At 61.9% G+C, this 14839-nt stretch carries 12 protein-coding genes; 9 read left to right on the top strand and 3 right to left on the bottom strand.

Features of this window, described 5'->3' with window-relative positions:
• The first annotated feature begins 79 nt into the window (after positions 1-79).
• From ABD683_RS06180 to dmpG, 3 genes are read left to right on the top strand one after another with little or no spacing between them, the layout of a single operon-like run.
• A complete protein-coding gene (locus ABD683_RS06180) occupies positions 80-877 on the top strand; it encodes a 2-keto-4-pentenoate hydratase (protein ID WP_344768260.1) in 798 nt (265 codons plus the stop codon).
• The gene (locus tag ABD683_RS06175; protein ID WP_344768258.1) at positions 874-1815 is read left to right on the top strand and encodes an acetaldehyde dehydrogenase (acetylating); all 942 of its coding nucleotides are present in this window, start codon (positions 874-876) and stop codon (positions 1813-1815) included. The genes ABD683_RS06180 and ABD683_RS06175 overlap by 4 nt, the downstream gene beginning before the upstream one ends.
• Positions 1812-2846: a 4-hydroxy-2-oxovalerate aldolase gene (gene dmpG / locus ABD683_RS06170; RefSeq protein WP_344768257.1), complete on the top strand. Its 1035-nt coding sequence runs from the start codon at positions 1812-1814 to the stop codon at positions 2844-2846. The genes ABD683_RS06175 and dmpG overlap by 4 nt, the downstream gene beginning before the upstream one ends.
• A gap of 67 nt (positions 2847-2913) precedes the next feature.
• Here the strand turns inward: dmpG and glyA are convergent, their stop codons facing one another.
• Positions 2914-4182 (bottom strand): serine hydroxymethyltransferase, encoded by a 1269-nt coding sequence (gene glyA, locus ABD683_RS06165; protein WP_344768256.1) that lies wholly within the window; start codon positions 4180-4182, stop codon positions 2914-2916.
• 18 nt (positions 4183-4200) lie between these two features.
• On the bottom strand, positions 4201-4875 hold the full coding sequence (locus ABD683_RS06160) for an HAD family hydrolase (RefSeq protein ID WP_344771568.1): 675 nt from the start codon (positions 4873-4875) through the stop codon (positions 4201-4203).
• Positions 4876-5198: 323 nt separating this feature from the next.
• Here ABD683_RS06160 and ABD683_RS06155 point away from each other — a divergent pair, with 323 nt between their 5' ends.
• From ABD683_RS06155 to ABD683_RS06145, 3 genes are read left to right on the top strand one after another with little or no spacing between them, the layout of a single operon-like run.
• Positions 5199-6125, top strand: a complete 927-nt coding sequence (locus tag ABD683_RS06155) for a phosphotransferase (RefSeq protein WP_344768255.1) — start codon at positions 5199-5201, stop codon at positions 6123-6125.
• 32 nt (positions 6126-6157) lie between these two features.
• Positions 6158-8635: a GcvT family protein gene (locus ABD683_RS06150; protein WP_344768253.1), complete on the top strand. Its 2478-nt coding sequence runs from the start codon at positions 6158-6160 to the stop codon at positions 8633-8635.
• 1 nt (position 8636) lies between these two features.
• Positions 8637-10004, top strand: coding sequence for an L-serine ammonia-lyase (locus ABD683_RS06145; RefSeq protein WP_344768250.1), 1368 nt, complete (start codon positions 8637-8639; stop codon positions 10002-10004).
• A 25-nt stretch (positions 10005-10029) separates the two neighbouring features.
• Here the strand turns inward: ABD683_RS06145 and ABD683_RS06140 are convergent, their stop codons facing one another.
• Complete coding sequence (locus tag ABD683_RS06140) at positions 10030-10539, bottom strand: Lrp/AsnC family transcriptional regulator (protein ID WP_344768249.1); 510 nt, start codon at positions 10537-10539, stop codon at positions 10030-10032.
• Positions 10540-11248: 709 nt separating this feature from the next.
• On the opposite strand from ABD683_RS06140, the gene ABD683_RS06135 reads away from it, so the two are divergent.
• Genes ABD683_RS06135 through ABD683_RS06125 form a run of 3 tightly spaced genes read left to right on the top strand, consistent with a single transcriptional unit; the run spans position 11249 to position 14615 of the window.
• Positions 11249-12367, top strand: coding sequence for a thiamine pyrophosphate-dependent enzyme (locus ABD683_RS06135; RefSeq protein ID WP_344768248.1), 1119 nt, complete (start codon positions 11249-11251; stop codon positions 12365-12367).
• Positions 12367-13350 carry an alpha-ketoacid dehydrogenase subunit beta gene (locus ABD683_RS06130; protein WP_344768247.1) on the top strand — a complete coding sequence of 328 codons (984 nt, stop codon included), beginning with the start codon at positions 12367-12369 and terminating at the stop codon, positions 13348-13350. The genes ABD683_RS06135 and ABD683_RS06130 overlap by 1 nt, the downstream gene beginning before the upstream one ends.
• Positions 13350-14615: a dihydrolipoamide acetyltransferase family protein gene (locus ABD683_RS06125; protein ID WP_344768245.1), complete on the top strand. Its 1266-nt coding sequence runs from the start codon at positions 13350-13352 to the stop codon at positions 14613-14615. Before ABD683_RS06130 ends, ABD683_RS06125 begins: the two co-directional genes overlap by 1 nt.
• The last annotated feature ends 224 nt before the right edge of the window (positions 14616-14839 follow it).

The raw sequence follows: 14839 nt of genomic DNA, 5'->3' as shown, positions 1-14839 counted from the left end.
GGGACGTTTGACTCGACTCGAATCCGCTAGGCGGGACCGATTGCTGGATCAGGCGGCTGCGTCGCAACAGGCTTGTCTCATGAGTAGAACATTGACTTCCGACCCGGTGGAGCTGGCCGCGCATCGCCTGCTCGTTGCCGCCCAGACCGGCCAGCCGTGCGCTCCCGTGCGGGACCTGATTGACGCAACGATGGCGTACCGGGTGCAGCAGGCGTTGACCGATGAACGTCTTCGCGCGGGCTCAACGGTGATCGGGCGCAAGATTGGCCTCACTTCGTCGGCGGTCCAGCAACAGCTCGGCGTCGACCAGCCAGACTTCGGAGTGCTCTTCGACGACATGAACGTCAGCGCCCTCGACCTCATCCCGTTCGGGCTTCTTCTGCAGCCGCAAGCCGAGGCAGAGATCGCCTTCACTCTTGGAGCTGACCTCGACTCGGGGGTCTTGGATGAGGATCAAGTCCGTGACGCTGTGGCGTATGCGTCGCCCGCGATCGAGATTGTTGACAGCCGGGTCGACAGCTGGAACATCAGCTACGCGGACACCGTCGCCGACAATGCGTCGAGTGGGCTTTTTGTCCTGGGAGAGGAACGTGTCCCGCTGGACGGGTTCGACCCGGCTGCAGCAGAGATGACGATGTCGATCGACGGTGAAATCGTGTCCGCGGGACACGGCGCCGCCTCGCTCGGCAGCCCACTGACGGCGCTGGCCTGGCTGGCGCGCACAGCGCGTGAGGTTGGGGATCCTCTGCAGGCTGGGCAGATCATTCTGTCAGGGGCCCTTGGGCCGATGGTGCCTCTCCGACCCTCCGCGATCGTCGTTGCCTCAATCACCGGTCTCGGCCAGGTGTCGGCTCATTTCACTGGGGGGCGAGCATGACTCGTACGAAGGTCGCGATCATTGGGTCGGGCAACATCGGCACGGATCTGATGATCAAGATCCTCCGTTTGTCGCAGACCCTGGAGCTCGCAGCGATGGTCGGCATTGATCCTGAGTCGGATGGTCTGGCCCGCGCCGCGAGTCTGAGCGTGGCGACGACCGCGGAGGGCGTTGAAGGTCTGAAGCGACTTCCCGACTTCGACAGGATCGAGATCGTGCTGGACGCCACGTCCGCGGGAGCGCACCGACTGAACGCCGCCGCATTGGAGCCGTACGGGAAGCTCCTCGTCGACCTGACCCCCGCAGCCCTTGGGCCGTACGTGGTCCCGGCTGTGAATCTTGAGGAGCATCTCGCCCTCGACAACCTCAATATGGTGACCTGCGGCGGGCAGGCCACGATTCCCATTGTCGCCGCGATCAACCAGGTGACGCCTGTCGTGTACGCCGAGATAGTCGCGTCAATCTCATCGAGGTCGGCAGGACCAGGCACTCGGGCAAACATCGACGAGTTCACCGAGACGACGTCACATGCGATCGAAGTTGTAGGCGGAGCAGCCAAGGGCAAGGCGATCATCATCCTGAACCCGGCTGAACCGCCGATGATCATGCGCGACACCGTGCTTGCGCTGGTAGCCGATCCAGATGAACAGGCGATCCGCACATCCGTCAAGGACATGGTGAGGAGTGTTGGCGAGTACGTGCCGGGCTATCGCCTGAAGCAGGAGATTCAGATCGTGCCGATTCCGCCGGATCAACCTGTCCATACGCTGGCTGGCGGCACTCGCGTGACGCATCAGGTCTCGGTGTTTCTGGAGGTTGAGGGCGCTTCGCACTACCTGCCCGCGTATGCCGGAAACCTCGACATCATGACCTCAGCGGCACTTCGGGTGGCCGAGCGTCTCGCGGACCGTAACTCCCGGATCGGGGTAGGCGCATGAACGAGCGGCTCTTTGTCCAGGACGTCACTCTTCGGGACGGTATGCACGCAATTCGGCACCGCATTTCGCCGATGGATGTGGGAAGAATCGTTGCTGCGCTCGACGCTGCCGGTGTCGATGGGATCGAAGTCGCGCACGGCGACGGTCTAGCGGGCGGTTCGCTGAACTACGGCCCGGGGTCGCACACTGATTGGGAGTGGATTGAGGCGGCCGCAGCGAACCTCACCCATGCCCGGCTCACCACGCTGTTGCTTCCGGGGATTGGGACGGTCGCGGAACTCAAACATGCCTACTCCCTGGGTGTTCGCTCTGTCCGCGTAGCGACGCACTGCACCGAAGCAGACGTGTCGGCTCAGCACATTGAGACTGCGCGCGAACTCGGGATGGATGTCTCGGGGTTCCTGATGATGAGTCATATGGCAGAGCCGGCAACGCTTGCCGGACAGGCAAAACTGATGGAGAGCTATGGTGCGCATTGCGTCTATGTCACCGACTCGGGCGGACGTCTCACGATGTCTGGAGTCCGAGATCGTGTCCGCGCATACCGAGACGTCCTCGAACCTTCCACCGAGCTGGGCATCCACGCGCACGAAAACCTGTCTCTGTCCGTGGCCAACTCTGTGGTGGCAGTCGAGGAGGGCGTCACTCGTGTCGATGCGTCCCTCGCGGGCCACGGCGCGGGAGCCGGCAACTGCCCGATTGAAGCATTCATTGCGGTCGCCACGCTCCAAGGGTGGGAGCACAGATGTGACCTATTTGCGCTTCAGGACGCCGCCGACGACCTGGTCCGACCGTTGCAGGATCGCCCGGTTCGAGTCGACAGGGAAACTCTGACTCTTGGATATTCTGGCGTGTACTCCAGTTTCCTGCGCCATGCCGAGGCCGCAGCTGATCGCTACGACCTTGACGTTCGCTCGATCTTGGTTGAGGTGGGTAACCGGCGGCTTGTTGGCGGTCAAGAGGATATGATCGTCGACATCGCACTCGACCTGGCACGCGACCGTGCGGGGGCCATGCAGAACTCCGGTTGACGTCAGGTTGCAGCACGCCCGTGGTCGGTGGGCTGGCGTTCCCGCGCCTCTTTATCCGTAACGTTGTCTATCCGTAAAGTGGAACGCGGAGCGACAGTTGCGTCACTCGCTCACGGAGAGCAGCGGCAAGTGCGGTGTCGAAATCGGTCTTGAGCGCTTGGGCGATGATGTCGGCGACCTCGGTGAACTCTTCGTTGCCAAAGCCGCGCGTGGCCAGGGCCGGTGTACCGATTCTGAGGCCAGACGAAACCATGGGTGGTCGCGGGTCAAAGGGCACCGCGTTGCGATTGATGGTGATGCCCACCTGGTGCAGGCGGTCTTCGGCCTGCTGTCCGTCGAGTTCTGATTCGCGGAGGTCGACGAGCACGAGATGTACATCGGTCCCACCGCTTACGAGCGCAATGCCCTCGCTTCGCATGTCGGGCGCCGTAAGCCGCTCAGCGAGGAGCTTCGCGCCAGCGAGAGTGCGCCGTTGGCGATCGTGGAACTCGTCTGAGGCGGCCACCTTGAAGGCAACGGCTTTGGCAGCAATCACATGCTCGAGCGGTCCGCCTTGTTGTCCTGGAAATACGGCGCTGTTGATCTTCTTTGCAAGCTCCTGGCGGCTGAAAATTACGCCGCCACGCGGCCCGCCCAGCGTCTTGTGAGTCGTCAGAGTCGTGACATCTGCGATCGGCACGGGGTTCGGGTGTAGCCCGGCAGCAACCAACCCAGCGAAATGCGCCATGTCGACCATGAGGTAGGCACCCACCTCATCCGCGATCTTGCGGAAGCCAGCGAGATCGATGTGGCGTGTATAGGCAGACCAGCCGGCGATGATCAAGCGAGGCTTGTGCTCGGCCGCAAGCTGGGCAACCTCCGCCATGTCGATCAGATGGTCCGATTGCCCCACATGGTATGGAACGACGTTGTACAAGCGTCCCGAGAAATTGATGCGCATGCCGTGGGTGAGATGGCCTCCATGAGCCAGCGCAAGGCCCATGATCGTGTCGCCAGGTTCAAGCACAGCAGCCATGGCGGCAGCATTTGCTTGAGCGCCGGAGTGAGGCTGCACATTGGCGGCCTCACCGCCAAAGAGAGCGAGTGCCCGGTCAATGGCAAGCCGCTCGATCACGTCGACGTTCTCGCAACCGCCGTAGTAACGACGCCCCGGGTATCCCTCCGCGTACTTGTTGGTCAACACCGAACCCTGAGCTTGCATGACAGCGGCCGGGGCAAAGTTCTCGGACGCGATCATCTCCAAAGTTGACTCCTGCCGAGTCTCCTCGTCGCGGATTGCCCGCGCCACATCTGGGTCGAGCTCGTCGAGGTCTTGATTCAGCAGGTTGGCAGGCATTGGCGCTCCTGGTTGGTTTCAGAGGACGACATTGGTGAGGATGCGACTGTCGAGCGTGGTGACGTGCGCGGCGACCGTGGAGGTCAAGGCGTCTGAGGGGCCGTCAGAGACAGCGATGCAAGTCATTTTGGCGTTGGCGGCAGCAGCGGCGCCTGGGATCGAATCTTCGAAGACGAGAAGGTCTGCCGGCTGTAGCCCAAGGAGGTCCGCAGCTATTAGGAACCCTTCAGGATCGGGCTTCCCGCGGGTGACATCCTCCTCCGCAACCAGAACCGGGATCATCGCCCCGACCTCGGAGTTGTCGAGTACAGCTCGTACGTCTGCGCGCTGAGCGCCTGTCACGATCGCCATGGGGACGGCAGCGTTGTGCAGGAGCCGCACGAGGTCGAGGACTCCCGACGTGATGGGGGACTCAGTGGCCACGATCTCCCGGTATTTCTCGCTGCGGAGCGTGAGGAGGCGCTCGACCAAGCTGACCTCCCCAGAGCCGTGTTCGCGTACTGCGAACTCGACGATTTCCCTGTCGCTTCGGCCGAGAAGGCGAGTGGTGTACTCGTGCGCCGACATCGCCCAACCGAGGTGGTCGCGAAACAAGCCGGTGAAGATCTGCTCAAGGATCGGTTCGTCATTGGACAGCGTGCCATTGAAGTCGAAGATGATGCCCCTGGCCGGTCGCTGTGACCACTTGCTCATCACGGCGTGCACGATTGGCTGCCCGTCGAGAGATGTGCTCACAGCTGAATCAAGCACGTGCTCGAGGCGGATGCCTTCTCGGGGGGGCACGGGATCCTCCTGATGATCGCGACAGCGAGGTGCATTGGGGTCGGCTCGATCGTAGATCGACTCGGCCCGGTGCGATGGGCGATGCGGTACCGCCCAGCGGGACCGGTTGGACGACCCGCATCATTCGCCACGTAGACACTGAGCAGGTCGATCCACGTAGCGCCAGCGTCGTCGCAGTCGTTCGACCAAGCCAGGCCCGCTCCTTCCGGCAAGATCCAGTCCTTAGGTGTTGCATGACCACTCACTCGCTCACCGACGAGCAACTGAACATGTTGTTCGACGAGATTCCGGTGCTGGCTGGCGCGCCTCGGCGCGTCGAGGAACTGTCTGGTGGGCTGACGAACCGAAATCTCAAGGTGTCGACGCCGGACGGAGTGTTCGTGGTGCGCTGCAGCGATACGAATGCCGAAGCGCTGGAGATCGACAGGGACATTGAGTTTCGCAACAGCGTTGCGGCCGAAGAAGCAGGAGTGGGTGCGCCTGTGCTCGCATATCGACCTGATCTCGGGATCCTCGTAATCGGATTCATCGAAGGCTCGACCTTGAGCCGTTCAGACTTCGGCAAGCCAGGGGTCATCGAGCGAGCAGCGCAGAGCTGCAGGCGACTGCACGAGGGCCCGAGGTTCGTCAACGACTTCAATATGTTCGAACGACAGCAGGGCTACTGGGAAACCGTTCGGCGCAACGGATTCAAGATCCCCCCGCGCTACTTGGAGCAAGCCCCCAAGATAGAGAAGATTCGCGTAGCGCTCTCGGCCACCCCCGGGCCGACAGTGCCATGCAACAACGACCTACTTGCAGAAAACTTCGTCGACGACGGCGACAAGTTGTGGTTGATCGACTACGAGTACTCGGGCAACAACGACCCCTGTTTTGAGCTGGGCAACCTCTGGTGCGAGTGCCGACTCGACTTGGACCAGCTTGAGCTCTTGGTGACGTCCTACTTCGGGCGCCCTTCAGCCGCCAAGCTCGCTCGCGCCCGACTCCAAGGAATCGTGGGGCAATACGGCTGGACCCTCTGGGGCGCAATTCAACATGCCGTGAGCCCGCTCGCTTTCGACTTCTGGGAGTGGAGTCAAGAGCGGATGGACATTGCCCTTTCTCACCTCAACGGCCCCGACCTTGATCGCCTTATCGGTGATGTCTTGGTCTCGGACTAGACCGGCCGCCCCGAACGTCGAATGGAACGCTCATGAACTCAGAACGACCCGCCAGCTCTGCTCCGCTGCCGACTCGCGCCCAGGTGGTGATCATCGGTGGAGGCATCATCGGAACCAGTGTGGCGTACCACCTGACCAAGCTGGGTTGGACGGACGTAGTTCTGCTGGAGCAGGGCCAATTGTCGTCTGGCACAACGTGGCACGCGGCTGGATTGGTGGGGCAGATCCGTGCTTCCGAGAGCGGCACTCGACTGGTGCAGTACTCAGGCGAGCTCTACTCCCAACTCGAGAGCGAGTCCGGCCTCGCCACCGGCTACAAGCAGTGCGGGGGAGTGACAGTTGCTCGCACGGAGGATCGGATGACGCAGCTCCGCCGCACCGCAGCGACCGCAGTCGCCTTCGGGATGGAATGCACCCTGCTCAATGCCGAGGAGGCCCAAGAGAAGTATCCGATCATGCAGGTGGAAGACATCGTGGGCGGGATCTGGTTGCCGGGCGACGGCAAGGCCAACCCCACCGACCTCACAGCGTCGTTGGCCAGAGGGGCGAAGCTCGCGGGTGCTCGGATCTTTGAGCGCATTCGTGTGATTGGTGTGACATCTGATCGCGGCCGTGTGAATGGGGTGAAGACCGACCAGGGCGATATAGAGGCAGACGTAGTGGTGAATTGCGCAGGCCAGTGGGCCAAGCAGGTTGGCGCACTTGCTGGGGTCAACGTCCCACTGCACTCAGCGGAGCACTTCTACATCGTCACAGAGCCGTTCGCCGGCGTGCACACGGATCTGCCGATCCTTCGCGACCCCGACGGTTACACCTACTTCAAGGAAGAGGTTGGCGGGCTTGTGGTGGGTGGCTTTGAGCCCAACGCGAAGCCCTGGGTCTCCCCGGACTCGATTCCGTACCCCTTCGAGTTCGCACTCCTGGAAGAGGACTGGGACCACTTCTCGATCCTCATGGACAACGCACTCCTGCGCATTCCCGCCCTCAACGACACGGGTGTGCGGAAGTTCTACAACGGCCCAGAGAGCTTCACTCCCGACAACCAATTCATCCTCGGGGAAGCGCCAGAGCTGGCGAACTTCTTCGTAGGCGCCGGCTTCAACTCCGTCGGAATTGCGTCTGCAGGCGGAGCGGGACGGGCACTTGCTGAATGGATTGTCGGCGGCGAGCCCTCCAGCGATCTCACCAGCGTGGACATCCGGCGGTTCGCCAGTTTCAATGGCAATGTCAACTGGCTCCACGATCGCGTCAGTGAAATCCTTGGACTCCACTACGAGATTCCTTGGCCGAACCGGGAGATGTCGACCGCGCGGCCATTTCGACGGTCACCGGTTCATCACATTCTTGAGAAGAGAAACGCCAACTTTGGCAGCCGAATGGGCTGGGAGCGGGCGAACTTCTTCGCGCCGCTCGGACAGTCGGCTGACATCGAGTACTCATGGGGCAAGCAGAACTGGCTTCAATGGTCGGCGATAGAGCAATCAAACACGCGGAGCGCAGTCACCGTATTCGACCAGACTTCGTTCTCCAAGTACGTGCTCAAGGGTGCAGATGCCGAATCGGCGCTCCAGTGGATCTGCACGGCAGATGTTGCCGTCGAAGTCGGCAGCTCGGTCTACACCGGCATGCTGAACAGTCATGGTACGTACGAATCTGACGTGACGGTGACCCGAACTTCGCACGACGAATATCTGATCGTCTCAAGTGCCGCAACCACCGAGCGGGACAAGGACCACATCCGCAAGAACGTTCCTCCGGGACTGGATGCAGTGCTGTTCGATGTGACGTCAAGCTTGGCCGTCTTCGGGGTGATGGGTCCGCGCTCGCGTGATCTCTTGGCGAAGCTGACCCGCGCAGACCTCAGCAATGAAGCATTCCCCTTTGCGACCAGTCGAGAGATCTCAATTGGATACTCGACCGTCAGGGCGACCCGCATCACGTACGTCGGAGAACTGGGCTGGGAGCTGTATGTGCCGGCTGAGTTTGCCGTCGGAGTCTATGAGGATCTGCTGACGGCGGGTGAAGATTTCGGAGTTGCGACAGGCGGCTACTACGCGATCGAGTCAATGAGGCTCGAAAAGGGCTATCGAGCCTTCGGTCGAGAGTTGACGCCAGACTTTAGCCCTGTCGAGGCGGGACTGCTGTTCGCCTGCAAGCTCAAGACCGACATCGACTTCCTGGGTCGTGAGGCGTTGGAGAAGACGCGAGCTGAAGGTCCGCGCCGTCGACTGGTCTCATTCGTGGTCGACGACCCCGAGCCAATGCTGTGGGGAGGTGAACTGGTGCTTCGTGACGGGGTCCCCGCCGGGCAGGTCACGTCTGCAGCCTGGGGGGAAACGCTGGGCGCCTGCGTGGGATTGGCCTACGTCTGGGAATCGGGCGGAGAGCCCATCTCCCCGGATTGGGTTCGCGACGGTGCGTACGAAGTCAACGTTGGCGGAGCGTCGCATTCCGTGACCGTTTCACTTAAGCCTCTGTACGACCCGACCAACGGACGCATCCGTTCCTGACATGACTGTGTCCGTTCTCGATCTGTTCAAGATTGGCGTTGGCCCCTCCAGCTCACACACGGTGGGGCCGATGAGCGCTGCCAACCGATTCATTCGCAGCTTTGCGCCCGCACAGCTCGCCAGCGTCGAGTCAGTGACGGTCGAACTCTTTGGCTCGCTCGGCGCAACCGGTCGAGGCCATGGAAGCATTGCGGCAATCGTGTTGGGCCTGATGGGTCGCGAAGCAGGCACGCTGGACCCGTCGCTGACGCCTGGAATCATGCGCGAAGTTGAAAAGACCGGGAAGATCGCGCTGTTGGGCGAACACAACATTGCGTTCTCAGTCGAGGATGATCTAGTGCTGCATCGTCGCAAGCGACTCGGCTACCACTCCAACGCGATGACGTTTGTCGCTCGCGACGCCTCTCGTTCAGTCGTTGCCGAGAATAGGTACTACTCGGTCGGCGGCGGGTTTGTGGTCGATGAAGACGACGCCGCCTCGCTAGCCGAACCATCCGCCGAAATCGACCCCATGCCCTTCACCACCGCAGGGGAGTTGCTCGAGCGAGCGAACAGTGCAGGCATCCGCATCAGCGATGTGATTCTCGAGAACGAAAAGGCGCATCGTTCGGAAGCCGAGCTGATTTCCGGCCTCATGACTGTGTGGCAGGCGATGCGGTCGTGTGTGCAGAACGGCCTAGAGCACGAAGGAGATTTGCCAGGTGCTCTGCGCGTTCGTCGTCGGGCGAAGCGCGTCCATGACGATTTGGTGTCGCTCTCTGGGGCTATTGAACCGTTGGACGTCATGGACTGGGTCACTGTCTACGCGCTTGCGGTGAATGAGGAGAACGCCGCCGGTGGGCGGGTGGTGACTGCACCCACCAACGGTGCCGCGGGAATCATCCCAGCGGTCCTTCACTACTACTCAAACTTCGTTCCTGGCGCAGATGACGACGGCGTGGCAAGGTTTCTGTTGGTCGCGGGCGGAATCGGGATGCTCTTCAAGCGGAATGCGTCAATCAGTGGCGCGGAGGTGGGGTGCCAAGGCGAGGTCGGCTCCGCGTGTGCCATGGCCGCTGCCGGACTGGCCGAACTTCTTGGTGGCACACCCGAGCAGGTTGAGAATGCCGCAGAAATCGGCCTCGAGCACAACTTGGGCCTCACCTGTGATCCCGTCGGCGGATTGGTTCAGATCCCCTGCATCGAGCGGAATGCCGTCGCCGCTGTCAAAGCCATTGCCGCCGCCCGCATGGCGCTCCGCGGAGATGGCGTTCACCATGTCTCGCTCGACATGGCGATCAAGACGATGCGGGACACGGGCGCAGACATGAAGGACAAGTACAAAGAGACCTCCCGCGGCGGTCTCGCTCTCAATGTCGTGGAGTGCTGAGTTCGAGCTATCCGTCAGTGGTCGGCTACAGATCAGTCGGGGCAGGCGTGGAACGCCCCCAGCCCGTGCCTGTCGTGATGTGGTCAAGCAGCGGCTGAACGCGAAACGGGATCGGTGTCGCGACGGAGAACGTCGACGTGGTCTTTCGAACTCCCTCGATGTCCACGATCGCTGCTGTGAGGACCTGCAGCGCCTCCAGCGAACTGATCGCGACATGGACCAAGAGGTCCTCGCGACCCGCCTGGATCTTCACCTCGAGCACCTCCGGCAGGCCTCGAAGTCCCTCGACGACGTTGGCCAATCGACGTTGGTCCAGTTCGAGGCTGACCAATGCTTGCACGGGCATTCCGACTGCGGAGAAATTGATGACGGGACGGAAGCCCATAAGTACGCCAGTCTCCTGCAGGCGGCGTAGACGCATGTGGATCGTGTTGCGGCTGACGCCAAGATCCGTTGCGAGCTCTGCGATGCCTGCCCTCGCATTGACTGTGAGCTTGGCCAGCAACTCAAAGTCAAGCTGATCGATGCTTGTCATCCTGACACTTCCTGCCTGTCAAGTTCGGTCTCATCAGGATATTTTGTCACATTGATCGCAAAACTATTGACCCGTAGTCGTCGGTCAATCAGGATTTGGTAATCAGTTTGCCACCGTAATCCGGTGGCACAGATAGATCGGCACAGCCCACAAGGCCATCCGATCACCGATGAAGGAGGGCTCATGACTACCGAGGTGATTAGTCGAAAAGCCGAGTTGTGCGGGGTGTTTGACCGTACGCACGAGACGACTGGGGTTTCAGCCACGAGACTCGTTCAGAAGCGTCTGGCTGCCGGCAGGCAGAGCCTGAAGGCAGTAGTCCAATGACCTCGGCGAGCCTGTTCGCGATCACGGTGGCCTTGGATCCGGAGGGTTCCCGTTCGGACCTTCTTGCCTTCGCATCCGTCCTTCACCGCCGCGGGGTCGACGTCCTCGAAGCCGAGCTGACAAGGCCGAGCAACGGACGTCGCGTATTCCATGCGACGTTCAAGGCAACGCCTGCACACGCCACCACGGTCCTTCGTACGTTTGAGAACCTTGTTGACGTTCTCGATGCGGTGCTTTTCGAGGCATTCGATGCCCGCCTACCGGACGGTCCCAGCCTGTCGGCTCCCACGGTGGTGCCCACTGCGGGATCGGCTGCACAATCCCACCCGCCTGTGCGAACCCCTGGTACGACGTTAGATCCATCTGTGCCCCAGGAGCTCCTATGAGCGAGACGCATCGCAGCAACCTCGAAAAGTGGCTGCCCAATGAGACCGATCGTGAGGGCCAGCCGATGTTTCAGATGCTCGCACCCGACGGTTCCCTGACCACGGCAGGGAAGTCGATCGGTGTGGACTCTGATCTCGTACGCGGCCTCTACCGTGACATGGTCCTCGCGCGACGCTTCGACCGTGAAGCCTTGTCATTGCAGCGACAGGGCGAGTTGAGCCTGTGGCTGATGAGCTGGGGTCAAGAAGCGGCGCAGGTGGGTTCGATCAGAGCGCTCCGAGATTCCGACATGGTCTTTCCGAGCTATCGAGAGCATGCAGCGGCGCTGTGCCGTGGAGTGAGGCCCGCCGATCTGATGAGGCAGTGGCGGGGCCTGGCGCACTCCGGCTGGAATCCTGCGGATCATCGCTTCCACATCTATTCGCTGGTCCTCGGGACCCAGACCTTGCATGCGACGGGCTATGCAACCGGCGCAGTACTCGAGGGCAGCGACGAGGTTGTCGCAACGTACTTCGGCGATGGTGCCGCGAGCCAGGGCGACGTCAACGAGGCCTTCAACTGGGCAGCAGCCGGCCGTTTGCCGGTCCTCTTCTTCTGCCAGAACAACCAGTGGGCCATCTCAACCCCCACGTCCACGCAGATGCAGACCCCGCTGCACGTACGAGCGGCCGGATTCGGTCTGGAGCCCTATCACGTCGACGGCAACGATGTTCTTGCCGTTCATACGATCACCGGGCTTGCCGCCAGCCGCATCCGCGACGGAGGTGGGCCGGCCATGATCGAAGCCCAGACGTACAGGTTCGGTGGGCACAGCAGCTCAGATGATCCGAAGCGCTATCGAAGCGAAGAAGAGTTCGACTTGTGGACAGCTCGCGACCCACTGGCCCGGGTCGAGGTGTTCCTCAGAACCTCTGTGGTCGACGACAGCTTCTTCGCGGGACTGGAGCTTGAGGCGGATGAGCTCGCTGTCAGCACTCGCGAAGCCTGCAAGCAATTGACGGGTCAGACCCTCGCCGAGATCTTCGGAAATGTGTACGCAGAACCGCACCCCCTCATCGAGCGGGAACGGACGGCGAATGCCGCGTTCACCGCGTTGGTCGGAGGAGATCTCTGATGACGACGTTCACATTGGGGTCCGCAATCACCGAGGGCCTGCGCAAGGCCATGGAAGCAGACGATCGCGTGATCGTCATGGGCGAAGACGTCGGCGCCCTCGGTGGGGTTTTCCGGGTGACGGACGGCCTGCAGAAGGACTTCGGCGACTCACGCGTGGTCGACACACCGTTGGCGGAGTCCGGCATCATCGGAACGGCGATCGGGCTCGCCCTTCGCGGGTACCGTCCGGTCTGCGAGATCCAGTTCGACGGATTCGTCTACCCGGCATTCGATCAGATCGTCAGCCAGCTCGCCAAGATCAGATCGCGCTCCGCAGGTTCGCTGTCCGTTCCTTTGGTCATCCGCATTCCGGTCGGCGGCGGGATCGGGGCGGTTGAGCATCACAGCGAGTCAAACGAGGCATACTTCGCGCACACCGCTGGTCTGAGAGTCGTATCGTGCTCCAACCCGAACGACGCATTTCACATGATCCAACAGGCCGTGCTCTCCGACGATCCGGTTGTCTTCTACGAGCCGAAGCGACGCTACTGGGACAGGGGTGAGGTCTCGCCGGTTGCCGATCGCCAGCTTCATCAGGCAGCGATCCTGAAGGAAGGGTCGGACTGCGTCCTGGTCGCACACGGCCCCACGGTCGCGACCGCACTGGCAGCGTCCGTCGCAGCGGAAGAGGACGGCTACTCGGTGGGCGTCGTTGATCTCCGCTCCATCTCGCCCCTCGACACCGAGACGTTGCGCGCTGTGGCCGCCCGTTCGGGGCGCATGGTCGTGGTCCACGAGGCATCGACGTTCATGGGCATTGGTGCTGAGATTGCAGCCGAGATCACCGAGTCGTGCTTCTTTGAGCTGGAGGCGCCCGTACTCAGGGTCGGGGCCTACAACCTGCCTTACCCTCCGGCGAGTGTTGAGGACGCCTTCCTGCCAGACGTCGACCGCGTGCTGCATGCTGTTGAGCGCAGCCTCAGCTTTTCGGAGGAGCGGTGATGGAGTTCTTGTTGCCCGATGTGGGTGAAGGGCTGACGGAGGCCGAGATCCTCACGTGGAGCGTGAAGGTGGGAGATACCGTCGCGATCAACGACACCCTGGTCGAGATTGAGACGGCTAAGTCTGTCGTCGAGCTCCCATCGCCGGCAGCCGGAGTGATTGCGGCGATACACGCAGATGAGGGCTCGACGGTCGATGTCGGCACCGTGATCGTCAGCATCCTCGAGGCGGATGCTGAGCCAATCGCCGCCGAACCTGTTCCTGATACCCCCTCACCCGAGGCAGCACCGGCGGAGCCGGCCGAACCCGCGAAACAGCCGCTGGTCCTAGTTGGGACGGGGCCGACTCGCGCCGCAGATCGTCGACTTCGTCTGAAGCCACGCGACCGGAGGGCCGTGCCCGTCGGTGGCAACGAGCCGTCCATCAGTGCGGCCCCGCCTATCCGTCTTCTCGCCAAGCGGCTTGGTGTGGATCTGTCGAGCGTGCGTACGAGGCCCGGATCCAGGATCACTAGGGAAGACGTCGAAGCGGCGGCAACCGGAGCTCCGTTGAGCGAGGTCGCGGGACGCGAGACACGGATACCGATCAAGGGCGTCCGCAAAGTGTCCGCGGCAGCGGTCACGAGTTCGGCCTTCACCGCGCCCCACGTGACGGAATGGTTGACCGTGGACGTCACCCGCACGATGGAAATGGTCGGCCGGCTGAAGGCGGACCGGGCGTGGGCAGGAGTGCGTATCACTCCGCTGGTCTTCGTCGCGCGAGCGTTTCTGCTCGCCGCCCGACGCTTCCCTGACATCAACGCGACCTGGGACGAGGACGCGCAGGAGATCGTACTCAAGCACTACGTCAACCTCGGAATCGCAGCGGCAACCCCTCGTGGTCTGATGGTGCCCAACATCAAGGATGCGCACGAGATGGACCTTCGTACGCTCGCAGACTCGCTCGGTGATCTCGTCCAAACCGCTCGTGACGGCAAGACACCGCCACGGGACATGTCGGGAGGCACGCTGACAATCACCAATATCGGGGCGCTTGGGGTGGATGCGGGGACCCCGATCCTCAACCCTGGAGAGTCCGCGATCCTTGCCTTTGGAGCCGTCAGAGCGATGCCGTGGGTGGTGGAGGGTGAGATCGTCCCGCGGAAGGTCACTCAGCTGGCAATGTCATTCGACCACCGCCTAGTAGATGGTGAGCTGGGATCGAACGTGCTGGCCGAGGTTGGCCGTCTCCTCGGCGATCCCGGCGAGACATTTCTCCACGTGTGATTGGCCGAGTATCGGAATACCCCGAACTTGCTTGGTTCGCATCGAGTCTGGCTTCCGTGGCACACACGCAGCATGGCGCGATCCAGAGGCCGTGACTGCATTCAAGCAATTGTGTGACGGCAGCCTCATCGACGCTGCTTCGTCAACCTTTGGGACTCACACGCTCGTTCACGCTGTTCGTGAACACGGTGATCCCGATTAGGCTGAAGTGTTCACCGTTATGG

The sequence above is a fragment of the Aeromicrobium panaciterrae genome, from assembly GCF_039537165.1.
GTDB classification, from domain to species: domain Bacteria; phylum Actinomycetota; class Actinomycetes; order Propionibacteriales; family Nocardioidaceae; genus Aeromicrobium; species Aeromicrobium panaciterrae.
Note: the sequence above shows the minus strand (reverse complement) of the source record. Positions and strands in the feature narration are given on the sequence as shown.

Coding starts and splice junctions, on each gene's coding strand:
- ABD683_RS06180 (WP_344768260.1), top strand. CDS start 80: ATGAGTAGAACATTGACTTCCGACCCGGTGGAGCTGGCCGCGCATCGC.
- ABD683_RS06175 (WP_344768258.1), top strand. CDS start 874: ATGACTCGTACGAAGGTCGCGATCATTGGGTCGGGCAACATCGGCACG.
- dmpG (WP_344768257.1), top strand. CDS start 1,812: ATGAACGAGCGGCTCTTTGTCCAGGACGTCACTCTTCGGGACGGTATG.
- glyA (WP_344768256.1), bottom strand. CDS start 4,182: ATGCCTGCCAACCTGCTGAATCAAGACCTCGACGAGCTCGACCCAGAT.
- ABD683_RS06160 (WP_344771568.1), bottom strand. CDS start 4,875: ATGAGCAAGTGGTCACAGCGACCGGCCAGGGGCATCATCTTCGACTTC.
- ABD683_RS06155 (WP_344768255.1), top strand. CDS start 5,199: ATGACCACTCACTCGCTCACCGACGAGCAACTGAACATGTTGTTCGAC.
- ABD683_RS06150 (WP_344768253.1), top strand. CDS start 6,158: ATGAACTCAGAACGACCCGCCAGCTCTGCTCCGCTGCCGACTCGCGCC.
- ABD683_RS06145 (WP_344768250.1), top strand. CDS start 8,637: ATGACTGTGTCCGTTCTCGATCTGTTCAAGATTGGCGTTGGCCCCTCC.
- ABD683_RS06140 (WP_344768249.1), bottom strand. CDS start 10,539: ATGACAAGCATCGATCAGCTTGACTTTGAGTTGCTGGCCAAGCTCACA.
- ABD683_RS06135 (WP_344768248.1), top strand. CDS start 11,249: ATGAGCGAGACGCATCGCAGCAACCTCGAAAAGTGGCTGCCCAATGAG.
- ABD683_RS06130 (WP_344768247.1), top strand. CDS start 12,367: ATGACGACGTTCACATTGGGGTCCGCAATCACCGAGGGCCTGCGCAAG.
- ABD683_RS06125 (WP_344768245.1), top strand. CDS start 13,350: ATGGAGTTCTTGTTGCCCGATGTGGGTGAAGGGCTGACGGAGGCCGAG.